The 26,726-nt window shown below is 68.6% G+C and carries 25 protein-coding genes and 7 pseudogenes; 11 read left to right on the top strand and 21 right to left on the bottom strand.

Annotation, left to right across the window (positions count from 1 at the left end; genetic code table 11):
* Positions 1-85: 85 nt before the first annotated feature.
* From ACWGKT_RS12960 to ACWGKT_RS12975, 4 genes and pseudogenes are all read right to left on the bottom strand, one after another.
* A pseudogene (locus ACWGKT_RS12960) lies at positions 86-1,117 on the bottom strand (amidohydrolase family protein); the annotation flags it as partial.
* Positions 1,118-1,533: 416 nt separating this feature from the next.
* Positions 1,534-1,584 (bottom strand): annotated as a pseudogene (locus ACWGKT_RS12965) (hypothetical protein); the annotation flags it as partial.
* A 64-nt stretch (positions 1,585-1,648) separates the two neighbouring features.
* Entirely contained in the window at positions 1,649-1,786 is a 138-nt protein-coding gene (locus tag ACWGKT_RS12970; RefSeq protein ID WP_453273613.1) for a hypothetical protein, read from the bottom strand.
* A 323-nt stretch (positions 1,787-2,109) separates the two neighbouring features.
* A pseudogene (locus ACWGKT_RS12975) lies at positions 2,110-2,443 on the bottom strand (hypothetical protein); the annotation flags it as partial.
* A 253-nt stretch (positions 2,444-2,696) separates the two neighbouring features.
* Here ACWGKT_RS12975 and ACWGKT_RS12980 point away from each other — a divergent pair.
* Positions 2,697-3,665 (top strand): alpha/beta hydrolase, encoded by a 969-nt coding sequence (locus tag ACWGKT_RS12980; protein WP_453273614.1) that lies wholly within the window; start codon positions 2,697-2,699, stop codon positions 3,663-3,665.
* Between the two features lie 48 nt (positions 3,666-3,713).
* Here ACWGKT_RS12980 and ACWGKT_RS12985 read toward each other — a convergent pair.
* From ACWGKT_RS12985 to ACWGKT_RS12995, 3 genes and pseudogenes are all read right to left on the bottom strand, one after another.
* A pseudogene (locus tag ACWGKT_RS12985) lies at positions 3,714-3,863 on the bottom strand (DUF6308 family protein); the annotation flags it as partial.
* 12 nt (positions 3,864-3,875) lie between these two features.
* A complete protein-coding gene (gene gap, locus ACWGKT_RS12990; RefSeq protein WP_453273615.1) occupies positions 3,876-4,874 on the bottom strand; it encodes a type I glyceraldehyde-3-phosphate dehydrogenase in 999 nt (332 codons plus the stop codon).
* A 107-nt stretch (positions 4,875-4,981) separates the two neighbouring features.
* A complete protein-coding gene (locus ACWGKT_RS12995) occupies positions 4,982-5,938 on the bottom strand; it encodes a GlxA family transcriptional regulator (protein ID WP_453273616.1) in 957 nt (318 codons plus the stop codon).
* Positions 5,939-6,076: 138 nt separating this feature from the next.
* On the opposite strand from ACWGKT_RS12995, the gene ACWGKT_RS13000 reads away from it, so the two are divergent.
* Positions 6,077-6,724 (top strand): hypothetical protein, encoded by a 648-nt coding sequence (locus ACWGKT_RS13000; protein WP_453273617.1) that lies wholly within the window; start codon positions 6,077-6,079, stop codon positions 6,722-6,724.
* 139 nt (positions 6,725-6,863) lie between these two features.
* Here ACWGKT_RS13000 and ACWGKT_RS13005 read toward each other — a convergent pair whose 3' ends face one another.
* The 3 genes from ACWGKT_RS13005 to ACWGKT_RS13015 form a co-directional block, all read right to left on the bottom strand.
* A complete protein-coding gene (locus tag ACWGKT_RS13005) occupies positions 6,864-7,178 on the bottom strand; it encodes a hypothetical protein (protein WP_453273618.1) in 315 nt (104 codons plus the stop codon).
* Positions 7,175-7,951 (bottom strand): heavy metal-responsive transcriptional regulator, encoded by a 777-nt coding sequence (locus ACWGKT_RS13010; RefSeq protein WP_453273619.1) that lies wholly within the window; start codon positions 7,949-7,951, stop codon positions 7,175-7,177. The genes ACWGKT_RS13005 and ACWGKT_RS13010 overlap by 4 nt, the downstream gene beginning before the upstream one ends.
* A 243-nt stretch (positions 7,952-8,194) precedes the next feature.
* The gene (locus tag ACWGKT_RS13015; RefSeq protein ID WP_453273620.1) at positions 8,195-8,701 is read right to left on the bottom strand and encodes a hypothetical protein; all 507 of its coding nucleotides are present in this window, start codon (positions 8,699-8,701) and stop codon (positions 8,195-8,197) included.
* A gap of 606 nt (positions 8,702-9,307) precedes the next feature.
* On the opposite strand from ACWGKT_RS13015, the gene ACWGKT_RS13020 reads away from it, so the two are divergent.
* Positions 9,308-9,637, top strand: a complete 330-nt coding sequence (locus ACWGKT_RS13020) for a DUF5713 family protein (RefSeq protein ID WP_453273621.1) — start codon at positions 9,308-9,310, stop codon at positions 9,635-9,637.
* A gap of 590 nt (positions 9,638-10,227) precedes the next feature.
* On the top strand, positions 10,228-11,082 hold the full coding sequence (locus tag ACWGKT_RS13025) for an ASCH domain-containing protein (RefSeq protein ID WP_453273622.1): 855 nt from the start codon (positions 10,228-10,230) through the stop codon (positions 11,080-11,082).
* Positions 11,083-11,209: 127 nt separating this feature from the next.
* Here the strand turns inward: ACWGKT_RS13025 and ACWGKT_RS13030 are convergent.
* Positions 11,210-11,773, bottom strand: a pseudogene (locus ACWGKT_RS13030) (winged helix-turn-helix domain-containing protein); the annotation flags it as partial.
* A 240-nt stretch (positions 11,774-12,013) separates the two neighbouring features.
* Between ACWGKT_RS13030 and ACWGKT_RS13035 the strand changes: the two are divergent.
* On the top strand, positions 12,014-12,220 hold the full coding sequence (locus ACWGKT_RS13035) for a hypothetical protein (RefSeq protein ID WP_402638377.1): 207 nt from the start codon (positions 12,014-12,016) through the stop codon (positions 12,218-12,220).
* Between the two features lie 253 nt (positions 12,221-12,473).
* Here the strand turns inward: ACWGKT_RS13035 and ACWGKT_RS13040 are convergent.
* A pseudogene (locus ACWGKT_RS13040) lies at positions 12,474-12,689 on the bottom strand (helix-turn-helix domain-containing protein); the annotation flags it as partial.
* Between the two features lie 127 nt (positions 12,690-12,816).
* Between ACWGKT_RS13040 and ACWGKT_RS13045 the strand changes: the two are divergent.
* From ACWGKT_RS13045 to ACWGKT_RS13055, 3 genes and pseudogenes are all read left to right on the top strand, one after another.
* Positions 12,817-13,291, top strand: a pseudogene (locus ACWGKT_RS13045) (dioxygenase family protein); the annotation flags it as partial.
* Positions 13,292-13,297: 6 nt separating this feature from the next.
* Positions 13,298-13,903, top strand: coding sequence for a protocatechuate 3,4-dioxygenase subunit alpha (gene pcaG / locus ACWGKT_RS13050; protein WP_453273623.1), 606 nt, complete (start codon positions 13,298-13,300; stop codon positions 13,901-13,903).
* Positions 13,904-14,268: 365 nt separating this feature from the next.
* Positions 14,269-14,784 carry an N-acetyltransferase family protein gene (locus ACWGKT_RS13055; RefSeq protein WP_453273624.1) on the top strand — a complete coding sequence of 172 codons (516 nt, stop codon included), beginning with the start codon at positions 14,269-14,271 and terminating at the stop codon, positions 14,782-14,784.
* On the opposite strand, the gene ACWGKT_RS13060 is transcribed toward ACWGKT_RS13055, so the two are convergent.
* From ACWGKT_RS13060 to ACWGKT_RS13080, 5 genes are read right to left on the bottom strand one after another with little or no spacing between them, the layout of a single operon-like run.
* A complete protein-coding gene (locus tag ACWGKT_RS13060) occupies positions 14,781-15,953 on the bottom strand; it encodes an MFS transporter (protein ID WP_453273625.1) in 1,173 nt (390 codons plus the stop codon). The two genes, ACWGKT_RS13055 and ACWGKT_RS13060, sit on opposite strands and share 4 nt — an antisense overlap.
* Before the next feature lie 4 nt (positions 15,954-15,957).
* Positions 15,958-16,503 carry a GNAT family N-acetyltransferase gene (locus tag ACWGKT_RS13065; protein ID WP_453273626.1) on the bottom strand — a complete coding sequence of 182 codons (546 nt, stop codon included), beginning with the start codon at positions 16,501-16,503 and terminating at the stop codon, positions 15,958-15,960.
* Positions 16,500-17,678 carry a type III PLP-dependent enzyme gene (locus ACWGKT_RS13070; RefSeq protein ID WP_453273627.1) on the bottom strand — a complete coding sequence of 393 codons (1,179 nt, stop codon included), beginning with the start codon at positions 17,676-17,678 and terminating at the stop codon, positions 16,500-16,502. Before ACWGKT_RS13070 ends, ACWGKT_RS13065 begins: the two co-directional genes overlap by 4 nt.
* Positions 17,679-17,686: 8 nt before the next feature.
* Positions 17,687-19,006 carry a DUF6271 family protein gene (locus ACWGKT_RS13075; RefSeq protein WP_453273628.1) on the bottom strand — a complete coding sequence of 440 codons (1,320 nt, stop codon included), beginning with the start codon at positions 19,004-19,006 and terminating at the stop codon, positions 17,687-17,689.
* The gene (locus ACWGKT_RS13080; RefSeq protein WP_453273629.1) at positions 18,988-20,061 is read right to left on the bottom strand and encodes a phytanoyl-CoA dioxygenase family protein; all 1,074 of its coding nucleotides are present in this window, start codon (positions 20,059-20,061) and stop codon (positions 18,988-18,990) included. The genes ACWGKT_RS13075 and ACWGKT_RS13080 overlap by 19 nt, the downstream gene beginning before the upstream one ends.
* 281 nt (positions 20,062-20,342) lie before the next feature.
* Between ACWGKT_RS13080 and ACWGKT_RS13085 the strand changes: the two genes are divergently transcribed.
* Positions 20,343-21,854 (top strand): glycoside hydrolase family 3 protein, encoded by a 1,512-nt coding sequence (locus ACWGKT_RS13085; protein ID WP_453273630.1) that lies wholly within the window; start codon positions 20,343-20,345, stop codon positions 21,852-21,854.
* A 25-nt stretch (positions 21,855-21,879) separates the two neighbouring features.
* On the opposite strand, the gene ACWGKT_RS13090 is transcribed toward ACWGKT_RS13085, so the two are convergent.
* Positions 21,880-22,203, bottom strand: coding sequence for a hypothetical protein (locus ACWGKT_RS13090; RefSeq protein ID WP_453273631.1), 324 nt, complete (start codon positions 22,201-22,203; stop codon positions 21,880-21,882).
* Positions 22,204-22,514: 311 nt separating this feature from the next.
* Here ACWGKT_RS13090 and ACWGKT_RS13095 point away from each other — a divergent pair, with 311 nt between their 5' ends.
* Entirely contained in the window at positions 22,515-22,775 is a 261-nt protein-coding gene (locus ACWGKT_RS13095) for a hypothetical protein (RefSeq protein ID WP_453273632.1), read from the top strand.
* Between the two features lie 206 nt (positions 22,776-22,981).
* Here ACWGKT_RS13095 and ACWGKT_RS13100 read toward each other — a convergent pair whose 3' ends face one another.
* Positions 22,982-23,566 (bottom strand): TerD family protein, encoded by a 585-nt coding sequence (locus ACWGKT_RS13100; RefSeq protein WP_453273633.1) that lies wholly within the window; start codon positions 23,564-23,566, stop codon positions 22,982-22,984.
* Between the two features lie 384 nt (positions 23,567-23,950).
* Positions 23,951-24,424: a DUF6193 family natural product biosynthesis protein gene (locus ACWGKT_RS13105; protein ID WP_453273729.1), complete on the bottom strand. Its 474-nt coding sequence runs from the start codon at positions 24,422-24,424 to the stop codon at positions 23,951-23,953.
* 308 nt (positions 24,425-24,732) lie between these two features.
* Here ACWGKT_RS13105 and ACWGKT_RS13110 point away from each other — a divergent pair, with 308 nt between their 5' ends.
* Complete coding sequence (locus tag ACWGKT_RS13110; protein WP_453273634.1) at positions 24,733-25,266, top strand: GNAT family N-acetyltransferase; 534 nt, start codon at positions 24,733-24,735, stop codon at positions 25,264-25,266.
* 231 nt (positions 25,267-25,497) lie between these two features.
* Here the strand turns inward: ACWGKT_RS13110 and ACWGKT_RS13115 are convergent, their stop codons facing one another.
* The gene (locus ACWGKT_RS13115; protein WP_453273635.1) at positions 25,498-26,517 is read right to left on the bottom strand and encodes a DUF6777 domain-containing protein; all 1,020 of its coding nucleotides are present in this window, start codon (positions 26,515-26,517) and stop codon (positions 25,498-25,500) included.
* Between the last annotated feature and the right edge of the window lie 209 nt (positions 26,518-26,726).

Genomic DNA, 26,726 nt, shown 5'->3' on the forward strand with positions numbered 1-26,726 from the left:
GGACGTGGCCGTTCGATTTGCGGGGCTCGCCGTTGATGAGCACGGCGCTGATGTTGCGGGCATCGGAGCCCAGCACGACGGTGCCGATCGGGTCGTTGAGGGGCATGTTATTGAGGTCCTCGGCCTGGATGACCAGCAGGTCGGCCTTCTTGCCCAGGGTGAGTGAGCCGGTGACGGCGGCCAGGCTGTTGGTGCGAGAGCCCTGGAGGGTGGCGAAGTCCAGGACGTCTCGGGTGGTGATGCGGTGGGGCCGCTGGCCGGTGCCGTAGGCGGCGTTCACGGCGCGCATTCGCTGGATGGCGTGCAGGGCCCGCAGCTGCGTGAACATGTCGCTGGCCAGGGCGACTTCGACGTCGATACTCAGTCCGGGCGGACGCCGACGGACAGTGCCCCGTCGACGGCGGGGATCGCGCTCTCCAGGCCGATCTGTGCGTCGGACGTGGGGGGCGAGCGCCACGGTGGTACCGGTCTCCCCCATCACCTTCCATGCCTCCGGGGTCAGTCCGGTGGCGTGGATAAGGGTGATGTCGGGGTTGAGGACGCCGTCCTTCGCCCAGCGCAGGACCGCCTCGGAGGAGGACGCGCCGAAGACGGCGTCCACGCTCACTCCGATACCCAAGTCCTTTGCGACGCAAGCGAGTTCAGGACCATATGCCAGCGCCGGTCCAGCGATCTCGTCGGTGGCGAGCGTCGCCAGACGCAGGGTCAGCAGCTGGTCGTCGCTGCTGAAGTATTGCTCCTTGATGCGCGTCAGGTCGCCGGGCCACTGCCGTTCCCAGTCGCCGAAGTGCGGGCCCATGGAAGCGTGCACACCGCGGATACCGGTGTCACGCAGGGCCTCGATGGCGGCGTCGGAGTGCTCTCGGGTACGGGAGTTGTGGGAGAAGTCGAGCATGGCCGTAATGCCGCTGTCGATGGCGGTGAGGGCGGCCAGCCTCGTACCGATGTACATGTCCGCGGGCCGGTAGACCGTGGCGTAGCCGGCCAGGGTGGACATGACGTAGCCGCCGAGGTCGTCGACGTCCGGCATGATCCGGCGCAGCTGAGCCTCCCAGGCGTGCCGGTGGGTGTCGACGAAGCCGGGGCTGAGGATGGTGCCGGCTGCGTCGACGACCACGGCGTCACCGGCGCTGAGGCCGGGACCGACGGCGGTGATGGTGTCAGGTCGCCGCGGTCGATGACGCCGAGGCCGGGGTCCATGGTGACGATGGTCGCGCCGGTGAACAGGATGCGCCGTCCCTCTGCGGGGCGGCGCCGAAGCTGTTCGAGAACGGCGGCGCTGGTGGTGTCGCTGACGTTCATGCGTAGGCTTCTTTCCGTACGTCGGAGAGGGGGTGCCGGTACTGCTCGGCTTTCAGCCTCGGTCGCCCCGGCTACGGCAACCAGGCCGCCGTTTTCCCCAGGTGTCGCGCACCCAGGATCAGGACGGGTACGGGCGCGGTGCGCGGTCTTGGAGCCGGTCGTCTGTGGGCTGCACGTGCGTGGAGGGGGCCGGTCGTTGTTCTTGCGACACGGCATCTGCCGGTTGGCGGGTCAACCCAGCTTCATGACGCAGCCCGCGTGTTGCAGTTCGTCGCCCTTGAACTCCCCGTAGGCCCAGAAGCCGAGATCGTCACTGGATCCTGCTCCTCCGGGCTCACCGCAGCGCTCACCGGCTCTGCCTTCCGCAGATCAGCCACCATGCAGCCGGTGCCGCGCAGATCTTGTCCAGGTCGTCCAGCCGCACTGTCACCGGCGTGTCGGCCCACAACGCCGCGACCTTGCTCAGCGACGGCGTGAATCCCACCCTCGCGCAGGCAGTCGGCGGCGCGGGCGGGGCCAGCCGGCTGCCGGCCTGGACCGTACGAGCGGCACCGGGGGCGCGGCACCATACGGGACGGGGCGACGGTGGCGATGCTGAACGCGGATGTGGGCGGTGGGTACCGGCTGGCGCTGGCGGTGCTGGCGCAGTACCGGAGCGCACGCCCATCAAGTCCATCGACCCTTGATACGGACGGCCCATCACAGCTACTTGTACGCAGGCCCGCCTACGCGGCCGCCCTGAGCTACGGCATCGTGACGCATGCCGGGCCCTCTTGCGCTCGGCCAAGGCGACCGGGACTCGCCGCGGAACTCTTCGCCTTCGAGGTCGTCGCGGGCCAGGGTGTCCATGAGGGCGAGCGCGCCCTCGATCTCCTGCTCGTCGACATCGACCGGCAGGTACAGCTCCTGCGGGGAGCGGATCTTGTCCGGCCAGCGCACGGCGTGCGGCACCAACGCTCCCTCCCTCACACTCAGCAACCCGAGGCATTCTGACGTTGCGGTCCTCCAGCTCGCACACCTTGCGCACCCGAACCCGGCCCATGTCCTCCAGGTGGAAGTGGATGCTGTGGTCCTCCGTCGCGCTGACCACATTGATCGGCACCGTGACCAGACCTGTCGATCGAAACTGGCGGACTCCCACTCGTTCTCATCCGTGCTGGCGGCAAGGAGGCCAAGTCGTCACCGAGCCGCGCACCCAGCGTGCGGGACTGCGAAGGCAGATCCTGGGAATGCAGCGACGGAGAATGCGTGACTATGCTGGATCCAGCCCCATCGGGGGCTTGAACCAGGGCGCTGGCCCCATTCGCCGCCCCACACCCCGAGCGCGCCGCGATGCTCGTCAGCCGCCTGCGCTCGTCACCATGCGCTTGCCGGACTTTCCAGGGAGTATTCCCATGGCTGCTCAGACCGCCTCAATCGTTCTTGAGCCCGAGGCACAGGAACTCGCCGACGCAACCTCGCAACATCCGTTCCTGTACGAGCTGGATCCGACCGCAGCGCGTAAAGTCCTCGACGACCTCCAGGCCGCACCGGTCGACAAGCTGCCGGTCGACGAGGAGTGGGTCACCGTACCGGCCACCGTGGGCGACGTACGGCTACGCATTGTCAAACCGCAGGGCGCCACCGGAACGCTGCCCGTCGTGTTGTACATGCACGGCGGTGGCTGGGTGCTGGGCAACTCCGGCACCCACGACCGCCTGGTGCGCGAATTGGCGGTCGGGGCACGTGCGGCAGTGGCCTTCGTGGAGTACACGCCGTCGCCCGAGGCCCACTACCCCGTGGCCATCGAGCAGGGCTACGCCGCAGCGCAGTGGATCATCCGCGAGGGAGCGTCCAAGGGGCTGGACGCACAACGCATGGCAGTGGCCGGGGAATCGGTCGGCGGAAACATGACCGCCGCACTCGCCCTCATGGCCAAGGAACGCGGTGACGTCAAGTTCGTACAGCAGTCCATGTACTACCCGGTCACGGACGCGGCCATGAACACCGGTTCCTACGACCAGTTCGCCACCGGCTACTACCTGAGCCGCAAGCTGATGGAGTGGTTCTGGGACGCCTACACGACCGACCCGAACCAGCGCGCTGAGATCACCGCGTCTCCCAACAACGCCAACCTCGAACAGCTCTCCGGCCTGCCACCCGCTCTGCTGCTCGTCGACGAGGCCGACGTACTGCGCGACGAGGGTGAGGCGTACGCCGCGAAGCTCCGAGCAGCCGGCGTTCCGGTAACCACAGTGCGCTACGACGGCACGGTCCACGACTTCATGCTGCTCAACTCGCTCAGTCAGTCCAAAGCCGCCCGTGGAGCCATCGACCAGGCCACCTTGTTCCTGCGCAACGCCCTCGGCACCGGCCAAGCGTAGAGGGACGGCGCGCAGGTGCTCGGACAGCTGCGCGCCGAGGGAACCCTCCAGAATTATCAGGGTGATGCGGGCGGGAACGGTGACGCACAAGGTCTGTACGGCGACCAGCTCCGCCGCCGTGACCGCGTCAGCCGCGCCCGGCAAGTCTCCGCCACCGTCCAGTTGCTCAAAACGCGCGCCGGTGAGGCGCGGTGCCACCCCGGCGTCCGGTCAGCGCGTGGCGAGGAACTCGAGCGTGTCGATCATGCGGTTCGAGAAGCCCCACTCGTTGTCGTACCAGGCGACCACCTTGACGTGGCGGCCGTCGACGCGGGTGAGTGCCGAGTCGAAAATGGAAGAGGCCGGATTGCCCGTGATGTCGGACGACACGAGCGGGTCGTCCGAGTACTCAAGGATGCCGGCGAGCGGCCCCTCCGCTGCGGCGCGGTACGCCGCCAGCACGTCGTCGCGCGTCACGTCGCGGGCGACGGTCGTGTTGAGTTCGACGATCGAACCCACCGGCACCGGTACGCGGATCGAGTCGCCCGACAGCTTGCCGTCCAGGTTCGGCAGCACCAGGCCGATAGCCTTGGCGGCACCGGTCGTGGTCGGCACGATGTTGACGCCGGCGGCCCGGGCACGACGGGCGTCGCGGTGCGGACCGTCCTGCAGGTTCTGCTCCTGCGTGTAGGCGTGCACCGTCGTCATGAACCCGTGCTCGATACCGGCGAGTTCGTCGAGGACCGCGGCCAGCGGCGCGAGCGCGTTGGTGGTGCATGAGGCGTTCGAGACGATCGTGTGCACGGCCGGGTCGTAGGCGTCGGTGTTGACCCCGAACGCGACCGTGACGTCGGCACCGTCCGACGGCGCGCTGACAAGTACCCTCTTCGCGCCCGCGTCGAGGTGGGCGCGGGCTGCCTTGGCCGAGGTGAAGCGGCCGGTGGCTTCCAGGACGATGTCGACGCCGAGTTCGGCCCACGGCAGCTGCGCCGGTTCGCGCTCGGCCAGCGCCATGATCCGACGGCCATCAACGACGAGAGCGTTCCCGTCGACGGTCACCGGGCGCCCGAGCCGACCGGCCGTGCTGTCGTAGGCGAGCAGCCGGGCGAGAGTGGCGGGCTCCGACAGGTCGTTGACGGCGACGATCTCAAGGTCGCTGTCTCGTTCGAGCAGTGCGCGCAGCACATTGCGTCCGATGCGGCCGAATCCGTTGATGGCGATGCGAGTCATGAGTGATGTCCCTTCTCTTCGCCACAAGGCTCGCCCGCGGCCGGCGCCGCTGACAGTGGCGGGATCGCCACGGTTCAAAAGGATCCCGCCACGCGGTGCCGGACGGGTTACTCGCCCAGGGTGAAGGTGCGCCGGTACTCGCTCGGGGTGGTGCCGAGGATGCGCTGGAAGTGCAGCCGCAGATTCGCGCCGGTGCCGAGACCGACATCGGCGGCGATCTGTTCGACGCTCCGCTGCGACCGCTCCAGCAGTTCACGGGCCACGTCGATGCGGGCGCGCATCACCCACTGCATCGGCGTGTAGCCGGTCTCCTCGACAAAGCGCCGGGAGAACGTGCGCGGCGAGACCCCCGCCTGCCGCGCCAGTATGTCGAGGGTGAGCGGCTCGCCGAGCCGGTGCAGCGCCCACTCGCGGGTGGCGGCAAACCGCTCGCCTCGGGGCTCGGGGACGCTGCGTGGCACGTACTGGGCTTGGCCGCCGCTGCGGTAGGGGGCCGCAACCAGACGCCGGGCCGCGTGGTTGGACGCGGCGACTCCGAGGTCGCCGCGCAGGATGTGCAGGCACAGGTCGATGCCGGAGGCGGCGCCGGCCGAGGTGAGCACGCTGCCCTCATCGACGAACAGCACGTTCTCGTCGACCTGGACGAGCGGATGCTTGGCCACGAGTGCCCGCGTGTAGTGCCAGTGCGTCGTGGCGCGCCTGCCGTCGAGCAGGCCCGTGGCGGCGAGTGCGAAGGCACCCGTCGAGATGGCGGCGAGCCGCGCGCCCCGGTCGTGGGCGGCGATCAGTGCGTCGACGACGGCCCGCGGCGGGTCGTCGCGGTCCGGGAACCGGTAGCCGGGGACGAAGACGATGTCGGCCCACGCAAGGGCGTCGAGGCCGTGGGCGACGTAGTAGGAGAGGCCATCGCCGCCGGTCACGAAACCGGGTGTCGCCCCGCACACCCGCACCTCGTACGGCATGCTCGCGCGGGTCGTGAAAACCTGCGCGGGAATTCCGACGTCGAGCGGCTTCGCGCCATCGAGCACAAGGACGGCGACGCGATGCAGGCGGGAGACGGGCACAGGAAAAGGCTACGTGCGACTGAGCGTCCTACCTGGCAAATGAGCGGGCGACCTGTCACTTCTGAGCGTCCCGGTTGTCACTCCCGGCGGACCTTCACTACCCGGGTCGAGCGGGGTGTCACGTGGGACCACGTGTCGGTGCGATGGCCGTGGTGGGAAATCGACAACGACAACGAGTTCGCGCGCTGGAACGGGATCGTCGCCCTCGGCGTGGGCAGCGGTGGAAGCGCCGCGCCTGAGGTGACCGCCGAGCTGTTCCGAACGGACCCTCCGCCCGAACAGCTGCAGGCCGGAGGCGTCTGCCGGGTCGGCGTGCCGCCCACCGTGGTGCATGTAACGGCCGTCGACCGCCACGATCCCCCGCTGGAGACGGCCTGGCTGCCGCATCCCACCCAGACCGTGACCGTGCCGCGCCGAGGCCTGTCCTATCGCGAGTTCCCAGACGACAGCCATCTCGATGGCCCGGGGTACACCATCCATCCTGGCGACGGGATCCCCTTCACCTTCGAACTGCTGATGCGTCCATACGCGTCTCTCCAGGTGGGCGACGAAGTCGCCGACATCGTCGGCCGGGCATGGCGGTTCGACGGACCCTGGCACTGGACCGCCTTCGATGGGAAGCCCGCCGGTGCGGGCCCTGCGTGGCCACTCGCCCTGCTCACCCGAGCAGGGACGCCGTGCTCCGTCGAGGAGGCCGAAGCCGTGGCTGCGAGCACGGCGAGCAGTTCGCACGAGGAGACAGTCCGGGACTGGATGGCACTCACCGAGGCCTCGCCTACGCCCTGACCCGTCGGGACGCCCGCGGCATCTCACCCTTGGCTGAGCACGGACCTCGCTCTACGGACCAACTATCGTGCACCGTCACAACACCGCGCGCCTTCATCCTCACAGGCCGGCCGTGCTCAGCCTGGCGTGCGGCTCCCCCTCAGCGAGCGGCGTGGCTGCGGTCCGTCTCGGGTGGCGGGCCCAGGGTGGGCATGCCGAGGTCGGCCGGGGGCGGTGCCGTGTGGCAGGACGTCGTGCGGCGGCGATGCCGTACGACCAGGGCGCCGAGCCCGGCGGCCACGGACAGGACCGCCAGGACAGGCATCCAGAGCGCCCCGATCGCGGAGGTGACGCCGATGCCGCCGAGGACGGCCAGGATCGGGCCCGCGCAGCACACCGCGCAGGCGGCGAGCGCGGCCGCGCCGGCGCCGAGCATGCCCCAGGGCCGGGACGGACGTGGAGAGGAAGCGATCATGCGCTCACTCCGAAGAGGTCTGTCAGCATCCCGGCGGCGGGCTCGGGCGCCCGCACCTCCAGCTGGAGCGCGGTCGGGGTCAGGTGCAGGGTGAAGTCGAAGAACGCGCAGCAGCCCTGCTCCGCCGCAGCGAGGGTCGCGAGCTCCCCGGCCAGCTCGGCGCCGGCGGGGAAGGTCAGGCGTAGGCCGTCCGGGATCTTCTCGTGTTCTTCGGCCTTGCCGACCAGTTGCTGCCACTGCGCGGTGCGCTCGCCCAGCTCGGCGCCGCCGAGGGTGCAGGCCACCGGGGCGTCCCGCCACGGCTCGGCATCCGGGGAGAAGCGGGTCGGCGACAGCGTGATCGGCACGGGCCCGGCCGCCGGCGCCGGGCTGCTCGTGGTGCAGCCGCAGTCGGGGCCGCACGTGCCTGCGGGCGCCGGGCCGGACAGGTGGGCGTGGACACCAGCCAGGTGGGCGGAGAGAGCGCGAAGCTCGGCGATTCGGCCGTCGGTCTCCGTGATCCGGCCCGCGATCAGCGGAAGCATCCGCGCCCGAACCGAGGCACACACTCCTTGCTCGCGGACCTCCAGGAGTTCGCGGATCTCCTCCAACGCCAGGCCCAGGAGCTTGGCCGAAGAGATGAAGGCCAGGCGCTCCACCGCGTCCTCGCCGTACACCCGGTACCCGGAGGGGGTCCGTTCGGCGGGGAGCAGCCCGGCGTCCTCATAGAAGCGCAACGTCGTGGCCGGAACGCCGGAGCGCTCGGCCAGCTGCGAAATGCGGTAGGTCGTCACACCGCCGACGGTAAACCTTCGACTCGACTCGAAGGTCAAGCGCACTCTCACCCCAGCGCGGCCGGCGCACCGGGACGGTCTCGCCACCGCCTGGCCTGCACACCAGGCAGGCGACCCGGCATTGAGTGTTTCAGTCCGCCACACTTGCCATCAGCATTGCTCAGGACGCTTGCCGCACGACGCTCCGTGGTTGATCCTGCGACGGGTGACCGGGATTTGGTTGCCGGAATGGTTCCTGCCGGGTTATCGGAACTTGAGGGTCTTGAGCATCTCTTCGAACCGTATGAAGGCGGCGGCCGAAGGGTTCTGGACCTGAGTGACGTCGTTCAGGGTCCATGCCACGAGCGGCCTGCCGGCGGCGTCGATGACGGCTACTCGGAAATCGTAGTCCGGCTGGAGCCCGAAGCAGTCCTTGTCGGGGTCCGCTTTGGCTGTCGGACAGCCGAATGATCCGTCCATCGGCTCATTCGTGGTGCCAGTCAGCAGCGTGGCGCCCCGGCCACCGACGGTCGTGGTCTTCTCGTCCCGCCAGTTGGCGTGGTATCCGGCCTGCTCATGCAGGTATGCCACGTAATCCTTGTAGGTGGCGGGCGGCGTCTCCGGTCGTCCGTTGCCTCCTGGCCCGTACACCACCGCGGGCAGCAGGAATCGGACTTTGTCGCCGGACTTCACCCACGTCAGGAACGTGCGGGTGTCCGACACCGGCCGGATCCCCAGGGAGGTGGGGACGGTGATCGTGAGCGGCACCATGAAGGACTGGCTTGTGTACGTGCGCGATGCCGCTGTGGAGGGTGATGATTGAGCGGCTCCTCCTGTGTCGCCGCCGCAGGCCGACAGAGCGAGCAAGGCGCACGCGCCCGTGACGGAGACCAATAACCAACGAGCGCGCGTAGGCCGCAAGCGGCCACCCCCAAGGTCGTGAGATACGACTTTGAAGTCACTGCATCAGCTACGGCAAGAGTAAAGACGTATAAATCAAACCAGTTGGCCTCCGTGCCGCACGGGGTGACCTACAAACGCCCTGTCGAAGGTACGCATAGACGGCCCACATCACGGGCGCCCTCGTGGGCTGTTCGCCGAAGTGGCAACCGACCCGCTGGAGACCGCATTCAGCAGTGCGTTCACCAGCCAAGATCACCAGCCGCGAGCAGCTTCGGGCGAGACGAGGCACCGAGCCGGGGCGGCAGCCAACTGTGCTCACGGCATTTGTGACCGAGCGTTGTAGCTGGCCCTGAGCGTTCTGGGCCTGTTGTGAAAGTCCTGCTCACGAGGGGTCTGACAAACGTAGGTGGCGTCGCTGTCAGTAGTGCCATGCATGATCGGCGCGTCAGCTCTTCACGGAGAGGGGGAAGTGCCATGCCGATCACAAACCAGCAGGTGACGGGACACACATTCCTGCGGCAGATGTACGACGACTCGTACTTCCCTGATCGTGCAGTCGACGGGGGCAGGGCGATCTTGCTGCGACTGTGCGAGCGAATTGAGGCCGAGCAGCCGTCGGATCTGGAAGCCTTGTATGCGCTCACCCAGGCCGCGACGGAGGAGTTCAACCTACTGGACAAAGAGTTCGTGGCGGCCGGGAGCGGGATCGAGACGGTTGCGCGTGAGTGGATCTCTCCATGGCGGCATCCCCGAGGCGCCACTGGGCGCTGCTCATGGTGGCCACCCAATCGCGCCCCAGCTTGACCAGCTCGTCGTAGCGATCCCGGCTCACACTGCCGATCATCTCGGGCGTCCGGACACCACCCCCACGGGCTCGGGCGCGACACTATTCCATGCCGCCAACTCGCCCTGAAAGCCCATCACTTCGCACCATCTGACGCCCGCCGGCCGTCCGAAAGGGCGTGCGGCCCCGGCGCGAGAAGCGGCCCTATGGCCCCAGCATGCGCGGTCTCACATCCCGCGCTGCTGCGTGCGCCGTCTATGCCAGGCCCGTTCGCGACAGGCGGGAGAACAGCACGTTGCCGAGGAAGCACGTTCGACACCAACGGTCCAGGACACCCCACACTCCGGGCAGGTGGCAGCCCTGGCACCTTGCACCGCACGGGCCCTCGCGCCTGCCCGCCGCCAGTGCCGCGAACGGCACACCGACGTGCAGAACACCGCGGCCGCCTTCACCGTCGGCATCAATGGGCCACCACAGCCACGGCAGAGCCGCGGCCCGGGATCGTCGTCCGTGATCACGACCAGCCTCAGCCAGGGCGCTCCATCCCTGCCCACGGGACCACCAGAGGGGCCCGGTCAAGGCAAGCCGAAATCCCGTGGAGCCCACCTGCGTGGCGTGGAATGCTCTTCGACGACTGCTCACGGAAGGGAAGGCTGAAAACGTGTACGTACCGCCATCTGCACGAGCTCTCGATGATGACGAGCGTGAGCTCGTGGAGCTGGCACGCCGCACCATAGACGCGCATACCGACGCCGGGCCCGACGAAGACGGGATCCACACGATGGGCGCCGCGGTCATGGCCGCCGACTACCGGATGTTCGCCGGCGTGAACCTCTACCACTTCACCGGCGGACCCTGCGCCGAACTCGTGGCTCTGGGAGCCGCACGAGCCCAGGGCGCCCGCCAGATGCGCTGCATCGTTGCCGTGGGAAACCACGGGCGTGGGGTCATCGGCCCGTGCGGGCGCGATCGGCAGGTCTTCGTGGACTACTACCCCACCATGCGCGTCATCGTGCCCACGCCCGCGGGGCCCAGGTCCATTCTCGCCGCCGACCTGATGCCGCTGACTCAGCGATGGACCCCGGAAGGCATGAACGGCCTCGACCCATCGCTCTACCACGACCCCGAGACGGCCGGTCCCCCGATCATCCGGTTCAACCCCCGCTACCTCGAAGACGTCCGCTCCGGCGCCAAGACCAAGACCACCCGCTACCGGGACCCGGCCCAGCTCGGGCCGGCACGGCTGGTGTTCGAGAGCGACCCCGAAGTCGTCCTGCCGGCAGAGGTGACCGGCATCAGGCACTGCCTGGTCAGCGACCTCACCAACCAGGACGCCCAAGCCGAGGGGCTGACGACCGCAACCGAACTCCGGGAAGGCCTCAAGGGCCACTACCCAGATCTGGCGGGAACCGACGAAGTCGACGTAATCACCTTCCAGATCAACGACAAGACAGGCGCCGCTTAAACCGCGGAGGCACCAGCGACAACTGGGCCGCAAGGTGACGACAAGCCCCTGACCGCACAGATTTCATAAATCAGAACCTGTCCGAGGCCCGCTCATTTTTGTCATGCAAGGCTCAGACACAGCTTCTAGAGAAGCGTTTGGTGCCCTGGGTGGTGACCCGCACGACCGGTGTGTGGCCCCGGTGGCCCCAGGTGCGGCCTTTGGGCGGCCTCAGGCCCTGGCCGGCTTCGTCCTCGAAGCCGGCCAGGCGCCCAAGTCCGCCAGGCGGCGATCTTCGCCTCGTTGCACTCGGCGGCCTTGCGGGAGGGCACCTGCACGCTTCAGCCGATGCGGTGCAGCAGCAGGTCCAGCCCGGCCAAGGTGTACTCGGCGCCTAGCCGGCGGCGCACGATCTCAGCGATCCGGGCCAGCGTCCAGCACTGGTCACTCCAGCCGGAGGGGACAGGACCGGCGTCCAGCACCGCCTCCAGCACCCGGAGTCGTCCCGTGTCCAGCTTGCAGCGGGCCCCGCCGGGACCCTTGGAGGCCAAAGCCTGCCGACCACCCGAAGCCAATGCACGCCGCCACCGGTTCGCCGACATCCGGGGCAGCCTGAACCTCCGGGCCACCTCCCGGTCACTGGCCCCGGCCTCGACCAGATCAGCGGCTTCGAACCGCACTGCTCACGCCAAGCCCGGTCCTCGGCCGTCAGCCCACCGCCATCGGGATACCTACCTCACCTTCCCGACATAGCGCATCCCACGGGAGCCGTCACGACCCGACGTAACCCGCACCGTTAGAGATCTCCTAGGGCCTGTCTGACGGGTCGCGTCACCGACCCCGCACCCGCCAGCAAGGTCACCCGAATGGCGCAACATGGCGTGCCACCCACATGGGTGAAGATCAAGCTGACTAGTGGCCCAATTGAGACAATCCGTGAAAGGGGAACCAAATGCGCATTCGACGAATCCTCGCTGCCGTCATCGCCACGGCAGCCCTCGCCGGACTCGGCCTCACAGGCGCCACCACCGCCACCGCCGAGAGCCTCACCCCGGGTGAGTGCACGCAGGCCGGCGGAACGGTCGATTGGAGCAACCCGACCGTGCCCGGAACCGGGACCTGCAGGGGCGGTACGAAAGACGGGCAGACGGTCGACTAGACCCCACCAGGAGACGCCTCGCAGCCACGCGCTGCGGGGCGCTCCCGCCCGAGCGTAGCCAGGAGAGTGGCAGGGACCGTGCCGACCCGTCGGGCACGCTGGGTCCGAGTCGGCCCAGAAGCACGTGGCGGGTGGGAACTCCTCATCTCGGCTGCCGGCTCGCGGCTCGTCATGATGAGCGAAGGGACGGGCTGACGCTCGCCTTCGAGGGCGCGCTCGCCCATGACGAGCGCCTGTTCCAAGTCGCCCTCCCGCGCGCCCCGCCAGGACCCCTGGAGGCCAAAGCCTGCCGACCGCCCGAGGCCAACGCGCGCCGCCACCGGTTCGCCGACATCCGGGTCGGCCTGAACCTCCGGGCCACCTCCCGGTCACTGGCCCCGGCCTCGACCAGATCAGCGGCTTCGAACCGCGCTTGCTCACGCCGAGCCCGGTCCTCGGCCGTCAGCCCACCGCCATCGGCATACCTCACTTCCCGGCATAGCGCATCCCACGGGAGTCGCCACAACCCGACGTAACCCGCACCGTTAAAGATCTCTAGTGGTGCATGATCAGCGGGGTGAAACTGTGGAAGCGGCAGTGGCCTGCTCCGCAGGGTAGGCCGTCTGCTGGACCGCGCCGGCCACCCCCTGCGTGGTCAGCTGATCGAGATCTGGCAGGCCAACTCGGCCGGGCGCTACGCCCACCGGCATGAGCAGCACAACGCCCCGCTGGACCCGAACTTCACCGGTGTCGGCCGCACCCTCACCGACACCGACGGCTTCTACCGCTTCACCACCATCCAGCCCGGCCCGTACCCCTGGCGCAACCACCTCAATGCCTGGCGTCCGGCGCATCCACTTCTCGCGGTTCGGTTCGGCGTTCACCCAGCGGCTGGTGACGCAGATGTACTTCCCGAACGACCCGCTCTTCCCGTACGACCCGATCCTGCAGTCGGTCACGGACGACGCGGCCCGGCAGCGGCTGGCCGCGACGTACGACCACAGCCTGTCGATGCCGGAGTTCTCGCTCGGCTACCCCTGGGACATCGTGCTGGACGGCCCCGCCGCCACCTGGATCGAGGAAGGACTCTGACTCGCCATGACGAAGATCGACCCCAGCAGGCCTCAGAGCGTACTGGCCAGCCCCTCGCACACGGTCGCCCCGTTCTACGGGTACGCGCTGACGTTCCCGAGTGGCGGTGACATCGCCCCACTCGGGCATCCCGACACGATCACCGTCCAGGGGTATGTGTACGACGGTGAGGGCAACCCACTGCCGGACGCCTTCGTGGAGCTCTGGGGCCCCGATCCCGACGGCCAGGTGCCGCGGGTCGACGGGTCGATGCGGCGCGACCCGGCGACCGGCGGCCATCTCGGGCGCAACAGCGTGGAGTTCACCGGCTGGGGCCGCATCCAGACGGACGCCAACGGGCACTGGTACACGCGCACGCTGCGGCCCGGCGCGCTCGGCCGCAACGCGCCCTACCTCAGCGCCTGCGTCTTCGCGCACGGTCTGCTCGTTCATCTCTTCACCCGGATCTATCTGCCAGGTGACGAGGCGACGCTCACCGCCGACCCGCTGCTCGCCCGACTGGACGAGGAGCGACGCGGCACGCTGATCGCCGCCGACGAGGGTCGGGGAACGTACCGGTTCGACATCCGCCTTCAGGGCCAAGGCGAGACGGTGTTCCTGGAGTTCCAGTGAACCCCAACGGCTCCGGGGCGAACATCAGGCCGCGCACCGTACCCGCGCTCACCGCGATCGCCCTCAGCGCCGAGAAGTGGCTCGTTTGCGCCAAGCACCAACGTTCATCGTGACGAGGGCCGGGCCGCCCTCCGTGTAAATCCTTGGGCGATGTCGTGAGCAATAGGCAGCATCGGCGTCGACGACGACCACTACTCCTTGAGATTTTCGCTCCTCTTCGTGGTTGAACATAAGCGCAGCGCAATCGACCTGACGCGAAGTCCTCTTGAGTCGACCTGGAGGCGGCAAAAGACTGCTCGGCAAGGCCCCGCTCGCGTCCCGGGACGCGGCACGGTAGTCACGATCGCCATGTGAGGAGAACGTCGATGCCCGACGCCGGCCGTCGAGACGACGCACACCCGATCACGCTGACCGACGGAACCGCCACCCGCACCCGGGAGGCGGCCCCCGTCGACCTGGTGCCGGTCCAGGAACTGCACCGCCGTTGCTCGCTGGGCAGCCGAGCCCTGCGATACCACGTGGGCAAGTCCGGGATCTCCCCTGCCGAATGGCGTCGGCTGTCCAGCCCAGAGCGCGGCACCACGCTGGTGACCGCTCCGGCCGAACGTACGGAATACATCATCGCCATGACGAACGTCATGCGTACCGATCAACAAGGGGTGGGGGGACTCGCGATCCTGGTCGAGGACGCGTGGCAGGCCAGGGGGCTCGGCACCGCGCTGGCCGAACATGCGGCGACCGTTGCCCGCCGCGAGGGACACCACGCGCTGGCCGCGACGGTGGCGGCGAGCAACAAGACGATGCTCCACGTCCTGGGGAAACTGGACGCGACGCCGGTCGAAACCACGGGGCCCGTGCTCGACCTCCGCATCCTGCTCTAGACCTTCATGCCGCTCACCGGCGTCCACCGGATCTGCGTACTGCACAGGGAGACCACGGCCGCCGCAGCCGCGACCACCGCCAGACCCCACACCAGGCTGCTCGAATTCGCCACGAAACCGATGAGCGGCGGCCCGGCCAGCAAACCCGTCGTACCCATCGCGGCGACCAGTGCCAGCGCCTGCGAGCCCTGTTTCGCCGCAGCCACGTAGACGCAAGGGGTCACGGCCGCGCAGCCCAGTCCGACGCAGGCGAACCCGATCAGGGCCGCCACCACTCCCCCGCTCACCAAGGCGAAGACCAACCCGGCGGCGGCCACCGCACTGCCGAGCAGGACGACGCGCCCGTCGCCCCAGCGGCTGCGCCAGCCGTCGGCGAAGAGCCGGGCCACCACCATCATGCCGGACACCACGGCGATGCCCATCGGCGCCAACTCCGCGGAGGCCTTGGCGACTTCCCTCATGTAGAGGGCGGACCAGTCGTTCATGGCGCCCTCGGTCACCGTGCCGAACACCATGGCACAGCACATCCAGAGCGTCATCCGGGACGGAAGGCTCCAACCGGTGCGGGTCTTGCCCTGCCTCTCCTCCGCGCGAGCCTCGTCTTCAAGAAGACCGGGACGCGCCAGAGCCACCAGCAGGACGAGAACCACGGCAGCCACGCCGAAATGCGCCGCGACGGAGGAGGTCACCGCGTTCATACCGGAGGCGAGCAGCGCCGCGAGCAGGGAGCCGGCGCTGAAGGTCGCGTGCAGCCGGGCCATGGCGTTGCGTTCGTGCCGGGTCTCCAGTGCCGTTCCCTGTGCGTTCATGGCCACGTTCAGACACCCCACGCACACCCCGTCGGCCACCATGACCAACAGGGCGACCGGATAGTCCGGCGCCGCGGCGAGTGCCAGAAGCAGCAGGGCCAGACAGAGCGCCGACAGCAGCGCCAGCCGTGCGGAGCCCAGCCGCTGCACGAGCACCGGCACCAGGGGAAACGACGCCACCGCGCCGATACCGGCCGCCATCAGCAGCACCCCCACCTCGGCCGCGGTCAGCCCGAGGTCCGCCTTGATGGCGGGGATGCGCGCGGCCCAGGTGGCGTACTGGAAGCCGAGGGAACAGAACAGCGCGGCGATGGCCAACTGGCCGCGGTGGAAGGGATCATGGACACGGAACACACGCATCAACTCACTTCGTCGACTCGGTCATCGCCTTGGACATGTAGACGGCGTTCGCGCCGTAACCGCCCGGAGAGATCCCCGGGTGCGCGCTGAACCCGCGCGCCGACCAGAACGGCTCGCTGCGGCCGACGGCGATCAGCGAGATCCGCTCGAACCCGCTCGAACCGGCCGTCAGGGTCAGGTGGTTCAGGAGTCGCTGCCCCAGACCCGCGCCGCGCAGGCGCTCCGCGACAACGATGTCGTGCAGGTGCAGATTGCGCGCAGTCCGCGAGGGCATCGTCGGCTCCCCCGCCCGCGAGGGCACCGCCGGCTCCTTCACACGATCGAGGCTCGGGTATCTGAAGGGCGGATACGGCAGGGCCAGCAGGTACCCGGCAGGCTGGGCACCGACGTCCAGGACGAAACTGGTGTCCGGCGAGGCGTATGCCCTCGACTGCAGGGCCGCGCGCCCTTCCGAGAGGCCGAGTTCCGCGTAGGTCCGGGATTCCATCGCCGCGATGGCGTCCCAGTCGGCGTCGGCGATGTGGCGAATGGATACGCCGTCGCCGCTCATGGGCGTCCTCCCCCCGTGCAGGTGTACGGGAGCGGGGCGAAGCCGTTGAAGCCCTGGGTCGTGTAACTGATCGCGTAGGCGCCGCTGGCCAGCACCCAGACGGGATCGCCGGATGCCAGATTCCGGGGGACGTGCACGAGGCCGTGTCCCTGGGGGTAGGCGTCGTCGCTGTCGCAGGTGGGGCCCGCGACGACGGCGGGGACGTACTCGGCATCAGGGTGAGTGGGGAAGACGAGCGGGTACTGCAGCGCGTCCATCTCGTAGAGGCCGTTGAACTTGCCGCAGCTCAGGTAGAGCCAGTGCTGGCGCTCGCCGTCGGGGCGACGCCGCTCGGCCAGCCGGGCAACGTGGGCCCGGATGGCGCCGTGGTCGGCGACGAGGTAGCGCCCCGGCTCCATGACGAATTCGAGATGCTCGCCGTGGACCTTCCTGAGATGGCGCATTCCCTCGCGGATGACGGCGAATATCTTGTCCAGCGGGGGCTCCAGTGGTGCGCCGCACCGGTCGAGGTATCCGAGGGCCGGCAGACCGCCGCCGAGGTTGATGTGGTCCAGCACTATCCCGCGCCGGCCCAGGGCGGTCAGGACGTCCGCCAAGCACTCGACGGCGCTGTGCCAGGCGTCCGCCGTCATCTGCTGGGAGCCGACGTGCACGGACAGACCGGAGGGTGTCAGGCCCTTGTCCGGCGCCGCCTGAAGGATGCGCACCGCGTCCGCGGGTGCGCAGCCGAACTTGCCGCTGAGACCCCACAGCGCCCCTTCACCACTGGTCGCCAGCCTGCAGAAGACGCGGGCTCCGGGGGCGTGGGCCGCGATGGCCGCCAAGTCCTCGGCGCTGTCGGTCGCGAAGTCCCTGACGCCGAGGCGGTGGGCGTCGGCGATGTCGCGGTCCGCCTTGACGGTGTTGCCGTAGTGCATGTTTTCGACCGGCACGCCCGCGCGCAGCGCCTGCTCCAGTTCGCGGGGGCTTGCCCCGTCGACTCCGGCGCCCTTCCTGGCCAGATGGGCGAGCACCTCGTCCACCGGGCAGGCCTTCATGGCGAATCGGACGGCGACGCCGGGCAGTTGACGCCGCAGTGTGTCGTAACGGTCTTCGATTCCGGTGAGGTCGAAGACGATCCGGTCCTCCGTCGCGCGCGCCAGAGCGGCGAGCAATGGTGCGGACTCGTGCGCCATGGCCGCTCTCACCGTTGCCACCCGGGCGCCGGGGCCACGGAGGTGAGTGCGGCCGCCCGCATCAGCGGCCCCCATGCCTCCACCAGCAGAGCGAAGTCCTCGATGTCGCTGCGCGCTTCGTCGAGGAGGCGGGCACGCCGCTGCCACAGGAAGTCGGCGAACTCCGCGTATCTGCCGCCCAGTTTGCGGTACGCAGCGTCGAGGACGTCGAGTCGGTGGACGTTCTCACTCCGGTCGAGCCCTGCGCTCTCCCTGGCCAGCAGGGCTACGGCCGACGCGCGCACCTGCCCTCGTTCGTCGAGCAGCGACGCGCCGGTCCGGCCCATCTGGTCGTAGACGAAGTTGAAGTACAGCATCGACAGCAGGAACTTGACGAAGCGCAGCTGGTACGCCATGAACCCAGAGTCGGTGCGGCGTTCGCCGGTGTAGAAGTTGACGATGTTCCGGTTGTGCAGGACGCCCGGCAGTGCGGCGTCGTGGACCAGGTGGGTCAGGAAGTAGTCACTGCCGATGGTGTCGGTCGCGGGCGGCAGGGGCACGTGTTCGTGCACGCCGTGGAAGGCGATGTTGCACATGTCCACGCGCATGGGGTCGACCACGGTCAGCGTGGAATGGTCCCCGGCGAAGGCGTCCGTGCCCGCGCCCCGGAAGGACTCGTCGACGAGTCGCCTCTTCTGCTCGCCGGACCAGTGGACGGGCGCCCACAGACCGACCATGTCGTGGTAGACGTCGGGGTCGATCCGGAGTATCTCGCCGATGTCCACGGACAGTTCACCGACGAAGGAGCTGCCGACCATCACGACCTTTCGGTCCATGTGCTCCGCATCCAGTGCGATCTCGGTGACATGACGCGCGGCGTCGGCCGCGTGCCTGCCGAGAGACATCAGCTCGTGGTGGACAGGGAAGACACTCCGGCCGTTCACGACCTGGTACCGGCTGTCGGAGTCCCTGCGGTGGACGGACTCGCAGCCGAGCGCGGCGGCGACGAGGAAGGCGCGGTTGGTGCAGGCGCCGTAGGACACGCCGTCCGGGAGCATCAGATCCAGCAGGAGGTCGGGCTTCACCGCTTGGGCCCGGTCGATCACCCGGCGCAGGAAGTCCCGCTGCCGCGCCTCGTCGAGATGGTGTACGACGATTCGTGGGTCTCCGGATATGCGGTGCACGGCCTCGGCGTGCTCCGTGTACGCAGGCGCGGTGCATGAGTCCAGGATCAGGAGGTGCACCTCGGTGTCGAAGTGCTCGGCGGCATAGGCCGCTTCCTCGGCCACGGCCGCGATGGTCGCCGTGCAGGGCCTGTTGGTCGGCAGGGTCAGACAAATTCGACGCATGTCTCTTCTCCGGCCGGCTCTTCCGCCTCGTCGAGGTCCGCTCCGGTCCAGGACGTGAGGCCCAGCAGCTTGGCGCCGAGTTCGTCGAGAGTGGCCCTCCCGTACCTCAGGGACTCGTGTCGCGTGGCGTCGCCGAGCAGGGTCGCGTTCCAGTCCGGCGTGCTGAGCGTGCGCCATGACTCGATCCGGGAGCGTCGCATGGTCCGGTGGGACTCCAGCGCCGGCATCATCGACAGGTACTGGACCGCGCGTACTTCTCCGTCGGAGGTGTTCGGTGCCACGCCGTGTGCGAGCAGGCCGTTGAAGATCAGCAGGTCACCGGCCTCGAGTTCCGGTCGCACCACGGGGAACTCCGCGCGGTCGATCCTGGGCCGGATCGGGTCGCGGTCGAGCGGCTGGAGTGCCTTCCATCGGTCGAACTGCCGGAACAGCTCGGGGCAGCACTGGAAGCCGCCGAGTTCGGGCCTGGTGTCGTTAAGGGCGATGATCCCCTGCACCCGCTGTGGCAGTACGCCGAGTGTGGTGTCGACGTCCCAGTGGAGTTCGATGTCGAAGCCCTGGTCCGTGCGCGGGATCAGAGCCCGGTCACGGTTCTTGATGTTGGGCGGGTTCAGGTTGAGCCGGTCGAGCGTCACCCACAGTTCCTCGCAGTCCCAGACGTCGACGAACGCGTCGTAGACCCGCTGCGTCTGGCGGCTGTCCCAGATGAGCTGGTGGTGATAGGCCTCGACGAATCCATAGATGTGCAGTTCCCGGTCCAGGTCGGAGCGGTACGCGCGGTCCTCGTACCAGGTCTCCGGCCGCTCGGGGTCGAGTCCCTGGAACTCCCAGGCGAAGGCCAGCAGTCGCCGGGCCAGGGCGGTGGGGATCGCCTGCTTCACCACGACGTAGCCGTAGGTCTGCCACGAGGCGAAGTCCTCCTCGGAGAGGACTCGCAGCGGGCGGGTCTTCTTCAGGTCCCGCAGGGGTGTCTGGGCGAGATAGGCCTCGCCGTCCGAGCTGAAGTAGGGGATGTTCGAAGGGGCTCGATGGAGATAACGGTCAGTCGTGGGCATACGGTGCTCCACATCTCGATCTCAGGTACCGGCGACCCCAGCCGGGTCACCAACTGCGCGGAGTGAGGGGCGGCGGCCATACGGCAGGGTCACTGCACCACGGGCCACACCAGCCCCTCTTCGAACTCGCGCATCACTAAGTTGGACTAGACCAACTCGCATGTCAAACATCGCAGTTGAGGGCACGTTTTCGCCAACTCGGCGAAATTCGCCCCCACTTGACAAGATCGGCTAGCCTGAGCGGAGACGCATTGGTCTGTACCAACAGAAGGGCGCATGCGATGGCCTCCAGCAAGCACAGCGAAGAGTTGCGGCGACTGGCGCGCTCCGTCCTGCAGCCGGGGTTCGTGGGCACCAAGGCACCCGACTGGGTGCTGCGCGAGATCGCCGACGGGCTGGCATCGGTGGTGCTCTTCTCCCGTAACATCGTCAGGCCCGAACAGGTCGCCCGACTGACCGACCAACTACGCGCAGAGAACCCCGAGTTGATCATCGCGATCGACGAGGAGGCCGGCGACGTCACCCGGATCGAGTCCGCGACCGGCTCCACCCGGCCGGGCAACTTCGCTCTCGGAACGGTCGACGACACCGAGCTGACCGAGGCCGTCGCCGCCGACCTGGGACGCCAGCTGCACGCCGCCGGGGTAAGCCTCGACTACGCGCCCAGCGCGGACGTCAACTCCAACCCGGACAACCCGATCATCGGGGTCAGATCCTTCGGCGTCGACGCCAAGGTGGTGTCGCGGCACACCGGCGCCTGGATCCGGGGCCTCCAGTCGGGCGGTGTCGCCGCCTGCGCCAAGCACTTCCCCGGCCACGGCGACGTGGCCGTCGACTCCCACCACGGCCTGCCCGTCTACGACGCCGACCGCGCGCAAATCGCCGAACAGGCTCTGCCGCCGTTCCGCGCCGCCCTCGACGCGGGCGTCCGTGCGGTGATGAGCGGCCACCTGCTCGTCCCCGCCTACGACCCCGGCCTGCCCGCCACCCTGAGCCGACGCATCCTGGACGAACTGCTGCGTCAGGAGCTCGGGTTCGACGGCATCATCGTCACCGACGCCATCGAGATGGGCGCCGTGGCCGACCGCTACGGTATCGGTGGGGCCACGGTCAGAGCCGTCGCCGCCGGCGCCGACGCCGTCTGCGTCGGTGGCGAGAACGCGGAGGCGGCCACCGCCCGGCTGCTCGTGGACGCCCTCGCGGACGCCGTCGTATCGGGGACCCTTCCCGAGGAACGGCTCGACGAAGCGGGCCGCCGGATCCGGGAGTTCGCGGCCTGGTCGACGAGCCTGCGCCCGACCCATGCCGCCGACTGGGACACCGGCGGCATCGGCTTCGCGGCCGCCCGCCGGGCCATCCGCCTGCACGGAGCCGTACAGCACGTCCTGCCCCTGGTCAACGCACCACACGTCGTGGAACTCGTGCCCACCACCAACCTGGCCATCGGCAAGGAGACCCCCTGGGGCGTGGCCACTCCGCTGGGCGAACGGCTGCCCGGAACGACCTCCGTCCGAGTGCGGCTTGAGGACCTGCGGTCAACGGCCACCGCCCTGGAAATCTACGCACTGGCGCCCGCCGCGAGGCGGCCTCTGGTCGTGGTCGTCCGCGACGCCTCTCGGCACGCGTGGATGGCACGCGCTCTCGCCGCCCTCCTCGCGGCTCGCCCCGACGCGATCGTCGTGGAGATGGGCCTGCCGAGCGCCCCGGTCCCCGGAGCGGCCCAGATCTTCACCCACGGCGCTACCGCCGCGTGCGGGGTGGCCGCCGCGGAGGTGCTGGCGGGTGCCCTTTAGTTCTGGGAGGTTGCGAGGCGGGTGGCTAGGCCACCCTGGCGGTGGAGGGACCGCGTCGGTGGACGCCCAGCTGGATCCAGTGCAGTCCGCCGTCGAGGGAGTACCAGGCTCGCGTCGACGTCAGGGTGCTGGGCGCGGCACCCTTCGCGCGGCGCACGTTCAGGGTCAGCGGCAGGTCCACGCCGGGCTTGGCGTGGTTCCATGCGTCGAGGCGGATGCCGTACGCGGCGGGACCGAAGCGTGTGACACCGAAGGCCGACTGGGGTGTTGTGGCCCATGAGTAGAAGTACTCATGACGCCCAGCGAGCGGCGGGGAAAGATCGGGGGATGACGACGCGAAGGAAGACAAGAGCCCATCTCAGGATGCTGCCGTTGGCGGTGATGGTCCTGCTGACGGCGGGGTGTGGAACGCAGCGGGCAGGGAATACCGCCGACGCGTACCGGCGCTCGCATCCAACGCCGACCGGCATATCGACGCCGAGTACACCGGCGGACTTCACCTGTCCCGGCGAGAGCCCCAAGCCGACGGCGCCCCCTGCTGCCACCACCCCCACCTCAACCGTGCCGCCGACCGACCACTACGCCGAAAACCACGGCTTCCAAGTTCCTATCCCGCTCCACGGACAGAACCGCTGCGACGGACTCACCGCCGTCGGACGCGTGAAGAAGGCACTCGAACCGCTGCGCCGGCGCGGCGACTTCACCTCGGACAGCGTCCGCAACGCACTCACCCGCCTCGGCTACTCCGCCGGGAAGGTGCAGGCGTACCAGGACGGGTCCGCCGGGGTCGGCTTCCTCATCGACATCGGCGTCTCCCCCTGGTGCGTGGAGGGCACGATGAGCAGTGAATCCACCAAGGCGGATGCCTTCGGCGGCTACCCCGACGGCACCGACTGCCAGCCCCCGAGCGGCGGTCACTGACCACAGCCTCCGCCAGGGCAAACCAGCAACGCTCGCCGTCACAGGTCACTGAGGCCCTAAACACACCGTGGAGATGCCCATACCACGCAGGCGGCCGCTGTCGCGTGGCCGGGCATCGACGCGGCTGCCGCCGAACGCCGGCTACTGGCGCACGTACGGCACCGACTGGACCGCCGACGAGATCTGCCCATACAGACGCGCACGCACTACTTGCTGATCGCGAAACGCATCAGGGCGTGCTCGTCGCCCTGCTTGATCTTCCCCGTCACGTTGATCACTTCGAGCTTCCAGGATTCGCCGACTCGCATGGCCTTGGCCACGGCGCAGCCGTTGTCCTGGGTGAGCAGGCTGGGCCAGATGTCGGCGACCTGCTGAGAGCTTCCGCCGGTCGCGTCGTAGACCTTGAAGCTGATGTTGCGCGCCTTCTGGAAGGAACTGCCCTTCTTGAAGGCGGCAGCGACGAACACGATCGAGGTGACGTGGGGCGGGATGCGCGCGAACGCCACCGTCACCGTCTCGTCGTCCCCGTCCCCTCGGCCGGTCTGGTTGTCGCCACTGTGCACCAATGAGCCGTTGCCCATGGGGTCCAGAGAGTCCAGGCCGGCCAGGCGCACCGGGTCCGAACCCTGCATGGCGATGGCGATCAGGTCCAGGTCGGTTCCGGCCTTGCGCCGGAGCACGCCCATGACTCCGCCGCTGGCGCCGCCCGTCGGATCCCAGGACACGCCGATCGACAGATGGGTCACTCCGTCCAGATCCGCCGGGCCGTCTTCCTTGGTGAGCGTGATCATGCGTTCATCCTCTTCATGATGGGCTGCAATACGCAGAGTCTGCCGCGAACTTCTGCTGCTCCATCCACCGGGGTCACGATCTCCACGTACGACCCGTCTCGGAGGCGCTTGCCCGACGCGGACGGTCGGGCCGCAGACGGCGGTGCCTGACCGGGAGGACGCGGCCGGGTGCGCGCGTTGGCGGCAGGCGACCTGACGGTCGTGGCCGCGCCATTCTGGAGACGGTGCCGCACGAGTCGGTGCCTGGCGGGCGGCAGTGGTGCTGGGCTGCGACAACACGTCCACGTCTCGTCTCACCGCGCCTCGAAGGGACGCGGGTCCCGCTGAAGCCACGACGGTGACTGGGGATCTTTGAATCAGCTCTGGCCGCGGTTTCGTGAAGGGTCACGGGCATTCGCCAGTGGAGCCGATGATGACCGGATCAGCCCTGGACGGCAGTAGGCCGACGGCCAGCACCACTGCCTCCTCAGCAGTGCAAGCCTCGTCGACCATGGCGTAGGGGTCGTGCCGGTAAACCTTGAATCCCCCAGTGGGCAGGGCTTCTATGGAGCCGCCCTGCACGGCCCAGGGGTAGCTGGTGCGACTGCTGAAGCACAGCGTGAAGTGGCTCGTGAACGGGTACAGGCGCCGAAGTCGGGGTGCCGCGCCGGCTGCCACAAGCAGGTGCGGCATGTCCGGATAGGCCCTGCCTGGCCTGCGGATCTCGTGCACCTCGCGCAGCCACCGCCACTTCAGGACAAGGCGCTGCCACTGGGCATCGACGGCGTCGGCCGAACCGCGTCGTCGCGCTGCAGCCGTGTCAGGGAAGATCGGCCTGGGAGGCAAAGGTGACCGCTCGGCCGAGAAACGGCTGCTCATGTCCACCGCCACAGTGTGCCCCGGCCAGGGCCGTCACGAAATCGCGGACGAAGCCATGAAGACGGCTCTGCCCACCAATCCGTGAATGATCTCGGCGCTGCGGCAGGCTGCCGCCAAATCGGGCTCACCCCTCGACCGCGCTGCCGAAGTGACACGTCGTCTGCCCGACCATCTGCCCGACCGTCAGCCCGATGTTTCACCCGTCGCAGTGTGCGGTGCAGGCGGCTTGACGCCTCGCGGTTCCGCAGCCGCAGCCCGAGCGAGCGTCGGATTACGGATGAGGCCCCTGCCTTCGGCAGGATGGGCGCATGACCGAGATCCGCACGCCCCGCCTCCTCCTCCGTACCTGGCACGACGACGACCTCGCGCCGATGGCTGACATCAACGCCGACCCGCGCGTCATGCGCTGGATCGATGACGGCTCGGTGCGCGACCTGGACCACACGACCGAGGACATCGAGCGGTGGGAGGAGGAGTGGGACGAGGAGGGCTTCGGACTGTTCGCCGTCGAGCTGCTGGCCTCGGGCGAACTGATCGGCTTCACAGGACTGTCCATCCCCGAGTTCTTGCCGGAGGTGCTGCCCGCCGTGGCGATCAGCTGGCGCATCGGCTCACAGTTCTGGGGCCAGGGATACGCGTCCGAAGCCGCCCACGCCACACTGGAGTTCGCTCTCCAGGACCGCGGCCTGGACCGCGTCATCAGCATCAACCGGGTGGGTGACAACGCCTCCGAGAACGTCATCCGCAAGCTCGGCATGGTGCCCGAGCGGGAGACGGCACACCCGGTGTACGGCTACCCGCTGCGCGTTCACACCATCGACCTCACCGAGTTCCAGGCATGAAGCGGCCGAACCGACGATCATCGCACAAGAGCCCACCACTGTCCCCGCGTTCCCGAGCACAGTAATCGCGACGGTACGAACACCCAGGGGTGGATGGCTTCTTCCCATCGCCGGCCTCCCCATTCACGGAACCGCGGCCAGAGCCCTACTGCATCTGACGCCCAGCAGCCCGCCCCTGGACGTGGTGACCAGGGGCGGGCTGTGCCGAAGTGGTTCGGTCGAACGCGGAGCTCAGGCCGTGTCGTCCGTACCACCGAAGATGTTCGCGGAGTCGGTGTCTCCGGGCACGGGAGTGCCTGTCCCACCGTCGCCGACCCCACCGTCGTCGCCGACCCCGCCGTCGTCGCCGACCCCGCCGTCGCCCGTCGGGGTCGAACTATCCGTGGGGGAACCGTCCGGGTCCGAGGTGGTCTCGTCGGTGCCGCTCGATGTCGCCGTATCCGGTCCCGCGACCTTGAGCGTGACCGTCGAGTCGGGGCTGACCGAGCTGTTCGCGCCCGGTTCGGTCGAGATGACGGTGCCCTGCTCCTGTCCGGAGTCGGGGACGCTATCAGTGACGGCCTGCAGCCCGAGTGACTCCAGTTGTGCGCGTGCTTCCTCCTCCGACTCCCCCGCAAGGTCGGGCACGGTGACAGTCTGGGGGTCGGTGCCCTCGACCGGTTGGTCCTCTTCCGCGCCGTCGGCACCCACCGGACGCTGGATGTCCTTGTCCGGGTTGTGCACGTCCGCCAGCACGAGGGCCTTGCGCGGCTTCTTGGCGGCAGTCACCTTCACGACCCGCTTCTTCTTGAAGTCCCACTTCCCGCCCTTGAATTCGACCTTGATCCGGGCGTGGATGTCGGTCGACGCGGACGTCAACGGATTGCCGCAGTTGCATTTCACGGCCGGTACGCCATGGATGTCGACGAGCACGGCCATGCCGCCCTGCAGAACCGAGTCGTATGCGGTGGCCTTCCCCTTCTCGTAGCCGTGGTTACGGACCAGCGTGTCGTTGCCCAGCAGTACCGGTGTCACCTCGTGCAGCAGGTAGTGCCCGATACTGCTGGGGTCCAGTCCCAGGATCTGGGCCCAGGCCTCCGCCTTCTTGCGGTTGGCCGGATTCCGTAGGAAGGACAGGAGCCGGCGGACGTTGCAGCTGGACGTCTTCAGACTTCCGCCGTACAGACCGGCCCTGCTGCCGATGTACTCCCCGCCATTGGCCAGGGTGGAACGGGCCAGGGTTCGTTCTCCGTAGGCGAGCGCTCCCCTCATGAAATCCGTCCGTGCGGCATATCCCACGGCCTCTGCGGCGACTGGGACCGCCCTGGCGGCCACGCACCCCTCCGTCATCAGTCCCAGGCCGAGAGCCAGCGCCAGCCAGATTGTCGTGATGCGACGTACGGGTACCGAAAATATTCGACGAGCCATGAAACTCCCCCGAGATTCAGCGTGTTCGAATGGTGGGCCCCCGATGGACACCC

It is taken from the genome of Streptomyces sp. NPDC054794 (assembly GCF_053611585.1).